Raw genomic sequence first — 13,929 nt, 5'->3', positions numbered from 1 at the left:
TTGAACTTCAACACTGGCAGGGAACTCATCCACGATCAAGGAGGAAGCCATGTCAGTGGCTCTTGTGACCGGCGGCTCCGCCGGCCTCGGCCGGGCTCTCGTCGCCGGCCTGGTCCAGCAGGGCTGGACCGTCATCACCGACGGGCGGGACGCGGCGCGGCTCGCGGCCGTCGAGGGACCTGGCGTCACCACGGTCCCCGGGGACATCACCGATGCCGACCACCGCGCCCGCCTCATCGCCGAGGTGGATCGGGCCGGCGGCCTCGACCTGCTCGTCCACAACGCGAGCACCCTGGGCCCGACCCCTCTCCCCCGGCTCGAGCGGATCACGCCCGAGGACATCCAGGCCACCTTCCGGACCAACGTCGGCGCACCGCTGATCCTCACCGGCGAGCTGCTCCCGCGGCTCGTGGCGAGTGCCGGCGTGCTGGTGGGCATCACCTCCGATGCCGCCGCCGAGCACTACGACGGCTGGGGCATGTACGGCGCCAGCAAGGCGGCCCTCGAGCACGTGGTGCTGCAGTACGCCGCCGAGAACCCGGCCCTGAGCGGGTACGCGATCGATCCCGGCGACCTGCGCACGGCCATGCACCAGGCCGCCTTCCCCGGCGAGGACATCTCCGACCGGCCGCTGCCCGAGACCGTCGTCCCTCGCCTGCTCGCGCTGCTCGCGGGGCGTCCGGCGTCCGGCCGCTACCGCGCGGCCGACCTGCCCGAGCCGGTGACGTCGTGAGCAGGCTGGCCGAGCAGCCGCGAGTGATCTTCGCCGAGCGTCCCGACGCCACCGCGACGGCGCCACCCGAGCTCCGCGGGCGATCGCGGGACGACGTACGCCTCCTGGTGGCGCGCCCGGGTCGGGTGGAGCACGCCCGGTTCACGCACCTGGCCGAGCACCTCGCCCCCGGCGACGTGCTCGTCGTCAACGACAGCGCGACGGTGCCGGGCCAGGTCGACGCCGAGCTGGTCGGGCGCGGCCCGGTGGTGCTCCACGTGGCGTCCACCCTGGACGACGGCACGCGGGTGGTCGAGCTGCGCACCGCACCGGTGGCCGCCCGGGCGGTGCTCGACGCGGCGGCCGGCGACACGATCCGCGCCAGTGGCGTCACGATGCGGCTGGTCGCGCCGTACCCCGCCGCCTCCTCGCCGACCGGGTCGGGCAACCGGCTGTGGCGCGCCGCGGTGATCGGCGACCTGCGACGGCTGCTGGCAACCGAGGGTCGCCCGATCTCCTACGGCTACCTCGACCGGCGCTACCCGCTGGCGGCGTACCAGAGCATCTTCTCCACGGTGCCGGGCAGCGCCGAGATGCCGACGGCCGCGCGGCCGTTCACCCACGCGCTCGCCGACCGGGTACGCCGGCGCGGGGTCACCATCGCGCCGATCACGTTGCACACCGGGGTCAGCTCGCAGGAGGCGGGCGAGGCACCGCAGGACGAGCGGTACGCCGTGCCCGCCGCGACCGCCGCACTCGTCAACGCGACCCTGGATCGGGGCGGCCGCGTCGTCGCGGTCGGTACGTCGGTCACCCGGGCCCTGGAGTCCGCCGTGCGGGACGGCCGTGTCGTCGCCACCGACGGTTGGACCGACCGCGTCATCACGCCCGCGGCCCCGCCCCAGGTGGTCGGCGGTCTGGTCACGGGCTGGCACGACCCGGGCGCCTCTCACCTGCTGCTGGTCGAGGCGGTGGCCGGGGCCGAGCTGGCGCAGGCGGCCTACGACGCCGCGGTCACCGAGGGCTACCTGTGGCACGAGTTCGGCGACAGCGCGCTGCTGCTGCCGTGAGCCGATCCGGAGAAAAGGCCGATGCCCGCCACCCATCGGGTGGCGGGCATCGGGCTGATCAGGTGAGGCCTCAGGCTTCGTCCTCGACCGCGACGTTCTTGACGCGGTTGGGGTCGACCTGGACACCGGGGCCCATGGTCGTGGAGACGGTGACCTTCTTCAGGTAGCGGCCCTTGGAGCTGGCCGGCTTGAGCCGCAGCACCTCCTCGAGGGCGGCGGCGTAGTTCTCGGCGAGCGCCTGCTCGGAGAAGGACGCCTTGCCGATGATGAAGTGCAGGTTCGCGTGCCGGTCGACCCGGAACTCGATCTTGCCGCCCTTGATGTCGGTCACGGCCTTGGCCGGGTCCGGGGTGACGGTGCCCGTCTTCGGGTTCGGCATGAGGCCGCGCGGACCGAGGACACGGGCGACCTTGCCGACCTTGCCCATCAGGTCCGGGGTCGCGACGACGGCGTCGAAGTCGAGCCAGCCGCCGGCGATCTTGTCGATGAGCTCGTCGCCACCGACGAAGTCGGCGCCGGCCTCACGGGCGGCCTCGGCCTTGTCGGCGTTGGCCAGCACGAGGACGCGGACGGTCTTGCCCGTGCCGTGCGGCAGGGAGACGGTGCCACGGACCATCTGGTCGGCCTTGCGGGGGTCGACACCCAGCCGCATGCTGACGTCGACGGTCTCGTCGAACTTCTTCTTGGACGCGGCCTTGGCGATCTTGATCGCGGCCAGCGGGGCGAACAGCTCGTTCTTGTCGAACGACTCCGACGCCGCGCGGTAGGTCTTGCTGCGCTGCATGATGTGTTCCTTCAAGTAGGTGAGGAGATGTGGTCAGCGGGCCAGCGCGGCCCTTCCACAGGGGTTTCAGTCGGTGGTGACGCCCATCGAGCGCGCAGTGCCCTCGATGATCAGCATGGCGGCGTCGATGTCGTTCGCGTTGAGGTCCGGGAGCTTCGTGGTGGCGATCTCGCGGATCTGGTCCTTGGTCAGCTTGCCGACCTTGTCCTTGTGCGGGACCGAGGAGCCCTTGGACAGACCGGCGGCCTTCTTGATCAGCTCGGCGGCCGGCGGCGTCTTCGTGATGAAGTCGAAGCTGCGGTCCTCGTAGATGGTGATCTCGACGGGGATCACGTTGCCGCGCATGGACTCGGTCTGGGCGTTGTAGGCCTTGCAGAAGTCCATGATGTTGACGCCGTGCGGACCGAGGGCCGTACCGACCGGCGGGGCCGGGGTGGCCGAGCCGGCCTGCAGCTGCACCTTGACCAGCGCGGCGATCTTCTTCTTGGGAGGCATTCCCTGGTTCTCTCTTTCCTATCTCGTGGTCATGACGAGGCGTACGACGTACGTCTCTGCCACCTGCCGAGCCGCGTGGTGCGGCCCTCTCAGCTCAGACCTTCTGGACCTGGCTGAAGCTCAGCTCGACCGGGGTCTCCCGGCCGAAGATCTCGACCAGCGCCTTGACCCGCTGGGCCTCGGCGTTGATCTCGGTGATGGTCGCGTGCAGCGTCGCGAACGGGCCGTCGACGACCATGACGGAGTCGCCGACACCGAAGTCCGCGACCTCGATCGGCTTCTTCGCGGCCGGCGCCGGCGTGCCGCCGGTGGCGGCCGCTGCGGCAGCCTCGGCCTCCGCGGCGGCGACCGCGACGACGGCGGGGGCGAGCATGTTCTCGACCTCGGTCATGCTCAGCGGGACCGGCTGGTGGCTGTGGCCGACGAAGCCGGTGACCGACGGGGTGTGCCGCACCGCGGCCCAGGACTCGTCGGTGAGGTCCATCCGGACCAGCACGTAGCCGGGGAGAACGGTGCGCTTGACCATCTTGCGCTGGCCGTTCTTGATCTCCGCGACCTCCTCGGTGGGGACCACGATCTCGTGGATGTAGTCCTCCATGTTGAGGGAGTGGATGCGGTTCTCGAGGTTCTGCTTCACCCGGTTCTCCATGCCGGAGTAGGTGTGCACCACGAACCAGTCACCGGGCTTGGCCCACAGCTCACGGCGGAACGCCTCGAGCGGGTCCTCGGCGACGGGCTCGGCGGCAGCGTCCTCGATGTCCTCGACGGCGGCGTCCTCATCGGCGCCCTCGACGTCGACGGTCTCGTCGACCTCGACGCTCTGCTCGCCCTCGTCGGCCGTCGCAACGTCCTCGTCCGCGACGTCCTCTGCGGTCTCCACGGCGTCGACCTGCTCGGCCGCCTCGTCGAGATCGGTCGCCGAGTCGTACTGCTCCGACACGTGTTGCTCCATCAGTCTGCGGGGATTACGGGTTGTTGCTGTTCGAGCCGCCGAAGACCTCGAACGCCACCTTGCCCAGACCGAGGTCGAGCAGGGAGACGAGCGCGATCATGAACAGCACGAACGCCATGACGACGAAGAAGTAGGTGACGAGCTGGTCGCGGGTGGGCCACACGACCTTGCGCAGCTCGGCAACGATCTGCCGATAGAAGGTCACCGGTCCGGTGCGCTTGTCGGCCGGCTTGTTGCCCGACCGGTCACCGCGGACTACGGGGGCGTCCGACACGCTGCTTCACCCTTCCTTCTCATCGTCGTTCATTCGCAGGGCACGAGGGACTTGAACCCCCAACCCTCGGCTTTGGAGGCCGATGCTCTGCCAATTGAGCTAGTGCCCTTCGGACTCACCCCGGCCGATCCACACCCGATCAAGGGCGCGACTCACCATGTGGGGAAAGCCACCGGAGCGAGTCTACGCATAGCGGGCAACGCCCACCAATCGGAGGCGGGCGCATCCGCTCGGGCCCGCCCGCCACCTAGGATGACGCGACCATGGCGACCGCGACCACCGGCAGGGATCTGCGAGCACTCCCCAAGGCGCACCTGCACCTGCACTTCACCGGGTCGATGCGGCACGGCACGCTGATCGAGCTCGCCGACCGCGACGGCATCAGCCTCCCCGACCAGCTGGTCGGCCAGTGGCCGCCCCAGCTCTCGGCCGCCGACGAGAAGGGCTGGTTCCGGTTCCAGCGCCTCTACGACGTGGCGCGGTCGGTGGTCCGCACCGAGGACGACGTACGACGGCTGCTGCGCGAGGCCGCCGAGGACGATGTGCGCGACGGCGGCCGGTGGCTGGAGATCCAGGTCGACCCCAGCGGGTATGCCGCCCGCTTCGGCGGCATCACCGCGTTCACCGACCTGGTCATCGACGCGGCCGCCGACGCCACCGCCTCGACCGGCCTCCCGGTCGCCATCGTCATCGCCGCCAACCGCACCCGGCACCCCCTGGACGCCCGTACGCTGGCCCGCCTGGCCGCCCAGTACGCCGGTCGCGGGGTGGTCGGCTTCGGGCTCTCCAACGACGAGCGGCGCGGCGACACGGCCTCGTTCGCGCCGGCGTTCGCGATCGCGGAGCGGGCCGGCCTGCTGCTGGCCCCACACGGCGGGGAGCTGCGCGGGCCCGAGCACATCGTGACCTGCCTGGACGCCCTGCACGCCGACCGGCTGGGGCACGGCGTCCGCGCCGCCGAGGACGCGCGGCTGCTCGACCGCATCGTCGAGCGCGGCGTGGCGCTGGAGGTCTGCCCGACGTCCAACGTGGCGCTCGGGGTCTACTCCGACCTGACGTCAGTGCCGCTGCCCACCCTCCTCGCGGCCGGGGCGACCGTCGCACTGGGCGCCGACGACCCGCTGCTGTTCGGGTCGCGGCTCGCAGGGCAGTACGCCACCATGCGCGCCGCGCACGACCTGCCCGACGAGACCCTCGCGGAGCTCGGCCGGATGTCGCTGCGGGCCAGCCGCGCGCCGTCCGACGTACGGGATGCGGCGCTGGCGGACGTGGACACCTGGTTGCAGGCGCAGCCGGAGGCGTAGGTCAGAGGGCGCAGCCGAGCATGACCGGCTCGTTGACCAGCTCGATCCCGTACGCCGACCGCACCCCGTCCCGCACCTCGCGGGCCAGCTCGAGCAGGTCGTCCGTGGACGCGCCGCCGCGGTTGGTGAGCGCCAGGGTGTGCTTGGTCGAGAGCGACACCCGCTCGTTGCCGTAGCCCTTGGCGAAGCCCGCGTGCTCGATCAGCCAGGCCGCGCTCGTCTTCACGGTCCCGTCGCCCTGGGGGTACGCCGGTGCGCCCTCCGGGACGCTCGCGGGCTCGACGACGGGGTTGGTGAAGAACGACCCGGCGCTCCAGGTGTCGTGGTCGGCCGGGTCGAGGACCATCCCCTTGCCGGCCCGCAGCGCGAGGACCGCCTCGCGCACGTCGGCGAGACCGGCCCGCTGACCGACCTCCACGCCCAGGGCACGGGCCAGCTCGGCGTACGCGACCGGGGCGGAGGCGTCGCCGACGGGCAGCTGGAAGGTGACCTCCAGGACCACGTGCCGGCCGGGGTCGGCCTTGAACCGGGAGGACCGGTAGGCGAAGCCGCAGTCGGCGGCCGCGAAGGTGCGGATGCCGTGCAGCCGCCGGTCCCAGACCCGCACCCGGGCGATCGTCTGGGCGACCTCCTGGCCGTAGGCGCCGACGTTCTGGATCGGGGTGGCGCCGACGGTGCCGGGGATGCCGGACAGCGCCTCGACACCGACCCAGCCGGCCTCGATCGCACGGGCGACGAAGGCGTCCCACGACTCCCCCGCCGCGACTGTCACCATCGCGCCGCCGCACACCGAGGTGCGGGTGCGGTCGACCGTCTCGGTGTCGGAGACGACACCGGTGGTCGCGACCTGGACGACGGTGCCCGCGAAGCCCTCGTCGGCCACGACCAGGTTGCTCCCCCCGCCGAGGACCAGGACCGGCTCGCCGGCTCGGTCGGCCTCGTCGACGGCCGCGACCAGCTCCTGCTCGGTCGTCGCGCGCACCCATCGGCGGGCAGCGCCGCCCAGGCGCAGGGTGGTGTGGTCGGCCAGGCGTTCGGTCACGGGCCAAGCCTAGGGAACGCGAAAGGCCCGATCCCGGACGGGATCAGGCCCTCGGCGTACGCGCTGGGGTCAGCGGGTCTCGCGGTGCGCGGTGTGCTTGCGGCACCGCGGGCAGAACTTCGCCAGCTCCAACCGGTCGGGGTCGTTGCGGCGGTTCTTCTTGGTGATGTAGTTGCGCTCCTTGCAGTCCACGCACGCGAGCGTGATCTTCGGGCGAACGTCGCTGCTCTTGCTGGCCACTGGAGGACTTCCTTCATTGCTTGGGTGGTGCCGGTCGCGGTAGCGGGATGGGGGATCGAACCCCAGACCTCACGATTATGAGTCGTGCGCTCTAACCGTCTGAGCTACCCCGCCACAAGACGAGAGCGCCGGGCCGACTGGATCGGCCGGCGCCCCTATCTCCGAGCCCCCTGTCCGGATTGAACGGACGACCCCTTCCTTACCATGGAAGTGCTCTACCACTGAGCTAAGGGGGCAACGCCGGGAAACATTACAGGCGCCGAACCGAGGCGCAAAATCCGGGGTCCCACCTGCAATTCAGGCCGTGATCGCCCGGAACGGACGGGCCTCCTCGAGCTCGTACGCGAGCCCGATCAAGGTGCCCTCCTGGCCGGCCCCGGCGCCGAACATCATCCCCTGCGGAAGGCCCGTGGAGGTGGTCGCGAGGGGCAGCGAGATCGCCGGTGCGCCGGTGCCGTTGTGCAGCGGCGTGAAGGCCACCCACTGCATCAGCCGCTCCATGAGCACGTCGTAGGGCTGGGTCGGGTCCAGCCACCCGATCCGCGGCGTGGGCAGCGCGAGCGTAGGGGTCAGCGACACGTCGTACTTCTGGTGGAAGAGGTCGGACTGCGCCGAGGTGCGCTTGAGCCGCGCGATCGCGCCGGGGAGCCGGTGCAGGTTGCGGCGGGCGTGCCGGTCCAGCCCGCGGGTCAGGTTGTCCAGGCGCGACGGGTCGAAGCTGCGGCCGTGGAGCAGCCGGCCGCCCTTGACCATCGCCGTGGCCAGGAACGCCCAGTAGAGGAGGAAGTCGTCGGCGAAGGACGCGGCCACCGGCGGGTCGACCTCCTCGACCTGGTGGCCCAGGCGCTCCAGCAGCAGGCCGACCTCCTGGGTGAGGGCGGTGACCTCGGGATCGGCCGGGTGGCCCAGGCCGGTGGTGTTGAGGGCGATCCGCAGCCGCTTGCGGCCCGGCCGGGTCAGGTCGCCGATCGGGGCCAGGGCGACGTTGCGGTAGACCCGCTCGGCCTCGCGGAGGAACGCGGCGGTGTCGCGCACGCTGCGGGTCACGACGCCGTCCTGGACGATCCGGACCGGCATGTCGCGGAACGTCTTGTCCTGGGCGAACCGGTTGCGGGTGGGCTTGAGGCCGACCAGCCCGTTGACCGCGGCCGGGATCCGGATCGAGCCGCCGCCGTCGTTGGCGTGCGCGATCGGGACCGCCCCGGCGGCGACCAGCGCGGCCGACCCGGAGCTCGAGGCGCCGGCGGTGTGGTCGGTGTGCCACGGCGTACGCACCGGGCCGAGGCGGGGGTGCTCGGCGGAGGCGGAGAAGCCGTACTCGGAGAGCTGGCTCTTGGCGACCGGGATGAGGCCGGTCGCGAGGTACATCGTGGCCCAGTCGCCGTCGGCCTTGGCCGGCCTCGGCGACCACGCGTCGGTGCCGTGCATCGTGGGCGCGCCCGCGAGGTCGACGTTGTCCTTGAGCAGGGTCGGTACGCCGGCGAAGTAGCCCGGCCGCGGGTCGCGGGCCTCGGCGCGGGCCCGGTCGTAGAGCGGGAGCGCGACCGGGTTCAGCGCCCCGGCGACCTTCTCCACGCGGCTGATCGCGGCCTCGACGACCTCGTCGACCCCGACCTCGTGCCGGTGGAGGGCCTCGACCAGCCCGACCGCGTCGAAGTCCCCCAGGGCGTCGTCTCCGAAAGCGTGCACTCGCATGTCGAGAGACTAGTCACCACAGCCACAGCGCGAGGAGGGGGACGAGCGCACTGATCAGCAGCGCCGTCAGCCCCATCGCCAGGCCGGCGAACGCTCCCTCGGTCTCGCTCTCGCGCAGCATCCGGGAGGCGCCCACGCCGTGCGAGACGGCGCCCGCCGCCAGACCGCGGGCACGGTGGTCACGGACCCGGAGAAGAGTCAGGACCGCGGGCGCCGCGACCGCGCCGACGATGCCGATGACGATCGCGAAGACCGCCGCCAACGGCGGGATGCCGCCCAGCCGGTCGGTGACGGCGATGGCCACCGGGGTGGTGGCCGACTTGGTGGCCAGGGTCTTCTGGAGGACCTCCTCCGCACCGGTCCACCGGGCCAGGAGGACGGCGGTGGTGATCGAGGTGACCGCGCCGAGCGTCAGCGCGGTCAGCATCGGCAGCACGAACCCGGTCAGCCGGTGCGCCTGCCGGTGCAGCGGCACCGCGAGGGCGACCGTGGCCGGACCGAGCCACACCGACACGAGCGTCGCGGAGACCTTGTAGTCGTCGTACGGGACGTCGAGGAGGTGCAGCGCCACCCCGACGACGACGATCGCGATCAGGACCGGCTGGGCCAGCACGTGGCCGGTGCGCCGCTGCAGCCAGCGCCCCAGCAGGTAGCTCCCGAGGGTGATCCCGACCAGCCCGAGCGGCGCGGCCAGGACGTCGTGCAGAGCGGTGATCGGGTCGGTCATCGCGGCCTGCCGAACCGGCGGTCCAGCCACGTCGCCGACCAGCCCACGACGACCAGCCCCAGGAACCAGGACCCGCCGAGCGCCAGGGCGATGGGCACCGCGTGGTCGCGCAGCAGCGCGAGGTAGGCGACGACGCCGACCCCGGCCGGGACGAAGAACAGCTGCAGGTGGTCCAGCAGCGCGGTCGCGGTGCGGACGAGGGGCGCGTCGTCCGGCGTACGACGCCAGCGGAGCCAGGCGAAGCACAGCAGCATGCCGATCACGGTGCCCGGCACCGGCAGGCCGAGGACCTCCGAGACCAGCTCGCCGACCAGCTGGAAGCCGACGAGCCAGGCGAGACCCGCGATCATCGCGTCCCGCGGCGGTGGCAGCCGACCAGGTGCGGGTCGAAGACTCCGATCGCCTGCATCAGCGCGTACATCGTCGTCGGGCCCACGAACATGAAGCCGCGCTTCTTCAGCGCCTTCGCCAGGGCCACCGACTCCGGCGACGAGGCCAGCCAGTCGGCCGCGGTCGCCGGCGCCGGGTCCCGCTCGGGCGCGAAGCCGAGGACGAGCTCCTCCAGGCCGCCGTCCCCGCGCAGGTCGACGGTGGCACGAGCGTTGGTGATCGTCGCCTCGATCTTGCGGCGGTTGCGCACGATGCCCGGGTCCTGCAGGAGGCGCTCGACGTCGGCGTCGTCGTACGCCGCGATCGCCTCGGCGTCGAAGCCCTGGAAGGCCGCGCGGAAGCCCGGCCTCTTGTTCAGGATGATCGCCCAGGACAGGCCCGACTGGAACGCCTCGAGGGTCATCCGCTCCAGGTACGCCGCCTCGCCGCTGACCCGCAGCCCCCACTCGGTGTCGTGGTAGTCGCGCATCACCCCCGGGCCGCCCGCCCACGGGCAGCGCGCGACGCCGTCCTCGCCGATCTCCACCATCAGGACCGGCTGCGCAGCCGCGCGTTGGGCAGCGCGGGCGCGGGGATCGGCGGCAGGTGGTCGCCGACGACGACGCCGAACCGGCCCTCGCCGACCTCCTGGCTGTCGGCCACCACGGCGCCGTACGGCGCGATCTGGGCCTGCCACTCCTCGCGGAACGCCACGACCTCCTCGTGCGTCCGGCCGACGAAGTTCCACCACATCACGATCTCCTCGCCGAACGGCGGCCCGCCGAGCACCAGCACTCGGGCACCCGCCGCACCGGCGTACAGCTCGACGGAGTCGGCGCCGGGCGGCAGGTAGGCCAGCTCGGCGTACGCCGTCGGGTGCTCGGCGACCTGGAGCGATCCCTGGTCCACCAGCACCCCGTGCTCGTACGCCGGGTCCACGGCCAGGTCGAGCCGGGCACCCGGGTCGAGCACCAGCTCGGCCCCGAGGAGCGGCGTGGCGGTGCGCACCGGCGAGGCGTCGCCGAGCAGGGAGCCGAGGAACACGCGGGCGCGCCAGCCCTCGCCGGCGATCTCCTCAGGCGCGTAGTGCTCGAACCCCGGATCGCAGAACCGCTCGGCGTCGGGCAGTGCCACCCACAGCTGGGCGCCGTGCAGCGTGGTGGTCTCCGGCGTGGAGATCTCCGAGTGGCTGATGCCGCGGCCGGCCGTCATCAGGTTGACCTCGCCGGGACGCACCTGGCCGACGGTTCCCGCGCTGTCGCGGTGGGTGACCTCGCCCTGGAACAGCCAGCTGACGGTCTGCAGGCCGGTGTGCGGGTGCGGGGCGACGTTCATCCCGCCGCTCTCGGTGACCTCGTCGGGGCCGTAGTGGTCGACGAAGCACCAGGCGCCGATCAGCGACCGCTGGCGCGAGGGCAGGGTGCGGCGTACCCGCATCGCGCGCGGGCCTCCGAGCGGGACGTCGCGGGGCGTCAGGATCTCGGGTCCGCGGGCGGCATCGCCTCCGCAGACCACCTCCTCGGGCCGGGCCTCCGGGTTGCTCACCGTGCCATTGTCGCCTGCCGCGCCGACGTCGGGCGACCTCCACCCGGACGTCGCGGGCCGTTCACCCGCGCCCGGGACCCTGCCCCCATGCGCATCGCCCAGCTCGCCAACTTCGTCGGGGCCTCCTCGGGCGGGATGAAGACCGCCCTCGCCGAGCTCGGCAAGGGGTACGTCGCCGCCGGCGCCGACCGGCTGCTGGTGGTGCCGGGACCGGTCGACCGCGTCACCGAGACCGAGCTCGGCACGGTCGCGCAGGTGCGCGCGCCGCGGGTCGGCGGCGGCTACCGGCTGATCGTCGAGCCGTGGCGGCTGGTCGACGTGCTGGACCGGTTCCGGCCCACCTCGATCGAGTGGAACGACAAGCTCACGCTGCTGCCGGTGGCGTGGTGGGCGCGCCGCGCCGGCGTCCGCACCGTGTGCCTGTCGCACGAGCAGCTCACCGACATGTTCACGATGCGCAGCGGCAAGCCGACCACGTCCCGCGTCTCGATCGCCGTGGTGAACCGGCTGGTGGTGCGCAGCTTCGACACCCTCGTGGTCACGTCGCGCTACGCGCAGGAGGAGTTCCAGCGGCTCGCGGACGCCGTCGACTGCCCGATCGAGCGGGTGCCGCTCGGCGTGGACCTGGAGACCTTCCGGCCGCACGACGTCGAGGACGACGAGCCGGGCGTGCTCAAGCTCGCCTACGTGGGCCGCCTGTCGCGGGAGAAGTCGCCGCACCTGGCGGTCGCGACCGCGGTCGAGCTGCACCGCCGCGGCGTACCGGTGCGGTTGGAGGTGTACGGCGAGGGCCCGCACCTGTGGGAGCTGCGCGAGCTCGCGGGCACTGCGCCGGTCCGCTTCCACGGGTACGTCGACGGCCGGGTCGAGCTCGGCCGCCGCATCGCCGCCGCCGACATCGCCCTGTCGGTGTGCCCGGGCGAGACCTTCGGGCTCGCTGTGCTGGAGGCGCTCGCGTGCGGCACGCCGGTGGTGACGGCAGACCGGGGCGGCGCGCGGGAGCTGGTCGACGCCCGGTGCGGCGCGTGGGGAGGCGCGGACCCGGCCGGGCTCGCCGACGCGGTCCTGCGGCTGGCGAGCCGGCCCGAGGCCGTGCGCCGGGCGGCGGCCCGGGCGCGGGCCGAGGAGTTCCCCTGGTCGCGGACCGTCGCGTCGATGCTTGCGATCCACGCGGGCGAGGCGTCAGGCGACCGCCTGCGCGTGTCCGCCTGAGACCGCAGCGCGGGCGGCGAGCCGCAGCCGCAGCCACAGCACCAGGAGCACGGCGGCCAGGACACCGATCCCGAGCACGATCGCCAGGTAGGCACCGTGCAGCGAGGAGTCGAGCGGCGCGACCAGCCCCGCGACGACCGAGCCCGCGAGCAGCAGGTCGGTGGCCCGTCGCGAGGAGCGGGCCAGGACCAGCGGCGCGACGAACGGCGGCACGACGAGCAGGTACCACAGGTGCACCACCGGGGACAGCAGCACGAACGCGCCGACCGCGGTGGCGACCGCCGCGAGGGCGGCCCGCCGGTCCCCCGTCCGTGCGGTGAGGACCACCCGGAGCAGCACCCCCGCCAGGGCGAGGGTGGCGAGCAGCCGCACCGCCGACCGGAACACCCCCGGCGGGGTGCCGAGGCCGACCCCCTGGGCGGCCAGGTCGAGCGCCTGGCCGAGCATCGTCGGGAGCGAGAGGACCGTGTTGAGCTCTCCCGGTACGCCGAGGGCGCCGACCCAGCCGTTGCCGAGCCCCGTGACCGCTCCGAGGGCGAGCACCGTCGCCAGCGACGTACCTCCCACGGCGGTGAGGTGTCCCAGCCGGCGCCATGCGGTCGCACCGGCGGGCAGCGTCACCAGCGCGATGCCGACACCCACCAGCCCGCCCGGCACCTTCACCGAGCAGGCCAGGCCCGCGACCAGCGCGCCGGCGAGCCACCCCCGCTCGGCGGCGAGCACCAGCGCGGCGGACATCAGGCCGACCATCAGCAGGTCGTTGTGCAGGCCGCCGACGCCGTTGGCGAGCACGAGCGGCGACACGACGACGAGGGCCACGGCGTGCGCCGGATTGACCCCCGCCCAGCGGGCCAGCCGCGGCACCGACCACGCGAGCAGCCCCAGGCCGGCGAGCGCCACGAGCCGGTGACCGACCACGAGCACCCACGGATTGCCGGTGAGCGAGGCCATCATCCGACCCGCGAGGAGCGGGAGCGGCCCGTACGGCGTCACCGTGTGCATCCACATCGGGTCGACGGCCTGCAGGATCGGAGCGAGGTGTCCTCCCGGCCCGACCAGCGCGTGCGGACCGTGGGAGTAGGGCGAGAGGCCCGCGTGCGCGAGGGCGCCCTGGGCGGCGTACGACCAGCCGTCGCGGGAGAACAGCGGGGGCGCCAGGAGGAGTGGCAGGCTCCACACGACGGCGGCCGCGCGCACCAGGCCGACGCCCTCGGCCCACCGGCCCGGGCCGAGCGCGGCGACGTCGCGGCAGAGGTCCAACCAGGCTCCCGCGAGGATCCCGAGACCCACCAGCACGACCGCCAGCCCGACCATCCGGCCGGCCTCGGACTGCCGCAGCGCGGCCAGCGCCGTCACGTGCAGAATCGGCGCCGAGCGCGGCAGCGTCGAGACCACCAGACCGCCGAGCAGCACCAGTCCGCTGCCGAGCAGCCCGCGTCGGATCACCCGCGTGAGGCTAGGTCGCGCGGATGTCCGGTGGGCGAACGTCGGTACGCCGTTGCCCGACG

At 72.9% G+C, this 13,929-nt stretch carries 16 protein-coding genes and 3 tRNA genes; 4 read left to right on the top strand and 15 right to left on the bottom strand.

Annotated features, from left to right (window positions below; translation table 11 throughout):
* The first annotated feature begins 49 nt into the window (after positions 1-49).
* Both ACYU8V_RS13740 and ACYU8V_RS13735 read left to right on the top strand, forming a co-directional pair.
* Positions 50-733, top strand: a complete 684-nt coding sequence (locus ACYU8V_RS13740) for an SDR family NAD(P)-dependent oxidoreductase (RefSeq protein ID WP_460848114.1) — start codon at positions 50-52, stop codon at positions 731-733.
* Entirely contained in the window at positions 730-1,782 is a 1,053-nt protein-coding gene (locus ACYU8V_RS13735; RefSeq protein ID WP_460848113.1) for an S-adenosylmethionine:tRNA ribosyltransferase-isomerase, read from the top strand. Before ACYU8V_RS13740 ends, ACYU8V_RS13735 begins: the two co-directional genes overlap by 4 nt.
* 70 nt (positions 1,783-1,852) lie before the next feature.
* On the opposite strand, the gene rplA is transcribed toward ACYU8V_RS13735, so the two are convergent.
* From rplA to ACYU8V_RS13710, 5 genes are all read right to left on the bottom strand, one after another.
* The gene (rplA, locus tag ACYU8V_RS13730; RefSeq protein WP_460848112.1) at positions 1,853-2,566 is read right to left on the bottom strand and encodes a 50S ribosomal protein L1; all 714 of its coding nucleotides are present in this window, start codon (positions 2,564-2,566) and stop codon (positions 1,853-1,855) included.
* Positions 2,567-2,632: 66 nt separating this feature from the next.
* A complete protein-coding gene (gene rplK, locus ACYU8V_RS13725; RefSeq protein WP_460848109.1) occupies positions 2,633-3,061 on the bottom strand; it encodes a 50S ribosomal protein L11 in 429 nt (142 codons plus the stop codon).
* A 94-nt stretch (positions 3,062-3,155) separates the two neighbouring features.
* Complete coding sequence (gene nusG, locus ACYU8V_RS13720) at positions 3,156-4,013, bottom strand: transcription termination/antitermination protein NusG (protein ID WP_460848107.1); 858 nt, start codon at positions 4,011-4,013, stop codon at positions 3,156-3,158.
* A gap of 13 nt (positions 4,014-4,026) precedes the next feature.
* Positions 4,027-4,287 (bottom strand): preprotein translocase subunit SecE, encoded by a 261-nt coding sequence (secE, locus tag ACYU8V_RS13715; protein ID WP_460848105.1) that lies wholly within the window; start codon positions 4,285-4,287, stop codon positions 4,027-4,029.
* Positions 4,288-4,323: 36 nt separating this feature from the next.
* Positions 4,324-4,396: transfer RNA gene (locus ACYU8V_RS13710), tRNA-Trp, on the bottom strand.
* A gap of 154 nt (positions 4,397-4,550) precedes the next feature.
* On the opposite strand from ACYU8V_RS13710, the gene ACYU8V_RS13705 reads away from it, so the two are divergent.
* Positions 4,551-5,591, top strand: a complete 1,041-nt coding sequence (locus ACYU8V_RS13705) for an adenosine deaminase (protein WP_460848103.1) — start codon at positions 4,551-4,553, stop codon at positions 5,589-5,591.
* A gap of 1 nt (position 5,592) precedes the next feature.
* Here the strand turns inward: ACYU8V_RS13705 and ACYU8V_RS13700 are convergent, their stop codons facing one another.
* The 9 genes from ACYU8V_RS13700 to ACYU8V_RS13660 form a co-directional block, all read right to left on the bottom strand.
* On the bottom strand, positions 5,593-6,633 hold the full coding sequence (locus ACYU8V_RS13700; RefSeq protein ID WP_460848102.1) for a UDP-N-acetylmuramate dehydrogenase: 1,041 nt from the start codon (positions 6,631-6,633) through the stop codon (positions 5,593-5,595).
* A 69-nt stretch (positions 6,634-6,702) separates the two neighbouring features.
* The gene (gene rpmG, locus ACYU8V_RS13695; RefSeq protein WP_121804265.1) at positions 6,703-6,873 is read right to left on the bottom strand and encodes a 50S ribosomal protein L33; all 171 of its coding nucleotides are present in this window, start codon (positions 6,871-6,873) and stop codon (positions 6,703-6,705) included.
* A 40-nt stretch (positions 6,874-6,913) separates the two neighbouring features.
* Positions 6,914-6,987, bottom strand: a tRNA-Met gene (locus ACYU8V_RS13690).
* Between the two features lie 50 nt (positions 6,988-7,037).
* Positions 7,038-7,109 (bottom strand) — tRNA-Thr (locus ACYU8V_RS13685).
* A gap of 61 nt (positions 7,110-7,170) precedes the next feature.
* Positions 7,171-8,568 carry an amidase gene (locus ACYU8V_RS13680; RefSeq protein WP_460848101.1) on the bottom strand — a complete coding sequence of 466 codons (1,398 nt, stop codon included), beginning with the start codon at positions 8,566-8,568 and terminating at the stop codon, positions 7,171-7,173.
* Positions 8,569-8,581: 13 nt separating this feature from the next.
* Positions 8,582-9,295: an LrgB family protein gene (locus ACYU8V_RS13675; protein WP_460848099.1), complete on the bottom strand. Its 714-nt coding sequence runs from the start codon at positions 9,293-9,295 to the stop codon at positions 8,582-8,584.
* On the bottom strand, positions 9,292-9,645 hold the full coding sequence (locus ACYU8V_RS13670; protein ID WP_460848097.1) for a CidA/LrgA family protein: 354 nt from the start codon (positions 9,643-9,645) through the stop codon (positions 9,292-9,294). The genes ACYU8V_RS13675 and ACYU8V_RS13670 overlap by 4 nt, the downstream gene beginning before the upstream one ends.
* The gene (locus ACYU8V_RS13665) at positions 9,642-10,214 is read right to left on the bottom strand and encodes a DNA-3-methyladenine glycosylase I (RefSeq protein ID WP_460848096.1); all 573 of its coding nucleotides are present in this window, start codon (positions 10,212-10,214) and stop codon (positions 9,642-9,644) included. Before ACYU8V_RS13665 ends, ACYU8V_RS13670 begins: the two co-directional genes overlap by 4 nt.
* Positions 10,214-11,209 carry a pirin family protein gene (locus ACYU8V_RS13660; protein ID WP_460848094.1) on the bottom strand — a complete coding sequence of 332 codons (996 nt, stop codon included), beginning with the start codon at positions 11,207-11,209 and terminating at the stop codon, positions 10,214-10,216. Before ACYU8V_RS13660 ends, ACYU8V_RS13665 begins: the two co-directional genes overlap by 1 nt.
* An 87-nt stretch (positions 11,210-11,296) precedes the next feature.
* On the opposite strand from ACYU8V_RS13660, the gene ACYU8V_RS13655 reads away from it, so the two are divergent.
* Positions 11,297-12,421 carry a glycosyltransferase gene (locus ACYU8V_RS13655; protein ID WP_460848093.1) on the top strand — a complete coding sequence of 375 codons (1,125 nt, stop codon included), beginning with the start codon at positions 11,297-11,299 and terminating at the stop codon, positions 12,419-12,421.
* Here the strand turns inward: ACYU8V_RS13655 and mptB are convergent.
* Positions 12,392-13,867, bottom strand: coding sequence for a polyprenol phosphomannose-dependent alpha 1,6 mannosyltransferase MptB (mptB, locus tag ACYU8V_RS13650; RefSeq protein ID WP_460848091.1), 1,476 nt, complete (start codon positions 13,865-13,867; stop codon positions 12,392-12,394). The genes ACYU8V_RS13655 and mptB overlap by 30 nt on opposite strands.
* Between the last annotated feature and the right edge of the window lie 62 nt (positions 13,868-13,929).

The sequence above is a fragment of the Nocardioides ultimimeridianus genome (genome assembly GCF_054777895.1).
The sequence above is the reverse complement of the archived record's forward strand: the minus strand, read 5'-3'. Positions and strand labels throughout refer to the sequence as shown.

Bases quoted from the DNA above. Each gene is read 5' to 3' on its own strand.
- ACYU8V_RS13740 (WP_460848114.1), top strand. From the start codon at position 50: ATGTCAGTGGCTCTTGTGACCGGCGGCTCCGCCGGCCTCGGCCGGGCT.
- rplA (WP_460848112.1), bottom strand. From the start codon at position 2,566: ATGCAGCGCAGCAAGACCTACCGCGCGGCGTCGGAGTCGTTCGACAAG.
- rplK (WP_460848109.1), bottom strand. From the start codon at position 3,061: ATGCCTCCCAAGAAGAAGATCGCCGCGCTGGTCAAGGTGCAGCTGCAG.
- nusG (WP_460848107.1), bottom strand. From the start codon at position 4,013: ATGGAGCAACACGTGTCGGAGCAGTACGACTCGGCGACCGATCTCGAC.
- ACYU8V_RS13705 (WP_460848103.1), top strand. From the start codon at position 4,551: ATGGCGACCGCGACCACCGGCAGGGATCTGCGAGCACTCCCCAAGGCG.
- ACYU8V_RS13680 (WP_460848101.1), bottom strand. From the start codon at position 8,568: ATGCGAGTGCACGCTTTCGGAGACGACGCCCTGGGGGACTTCGACGCG.
- ACYU8V_RS13675 (WP_460848099.1), bottom strand. From the start codon at position 9,295: ATGACCGACCCGATCACCGCTCTGCACGACGTCCTGGCCGCGCCGCTC.
- ACYU8V_RS13670 (WP_460848097.1), bottom strand. From the start codon at position 9,645: ATGATCGCGGGTCTCGCCTGGCTCGTCGGCTTCCAGCTGGTCGGCGAG.
- ACYU8V_RS13665 (WP_460848096.1), bottom strand. From the start codon at position 10,214: ATGGTGGAGATCGGCGAGGACGGCGTCGCGCGCTGCCCGTGGGCGGGC.
- ACYU8V_RS13655 (WP_460848093.1), top strand. From the start codon at position 11,297: ATGCGCATCGCCCAGCTCGCCAACTTCGTCGGGGCCTCCTCGGGCGGG.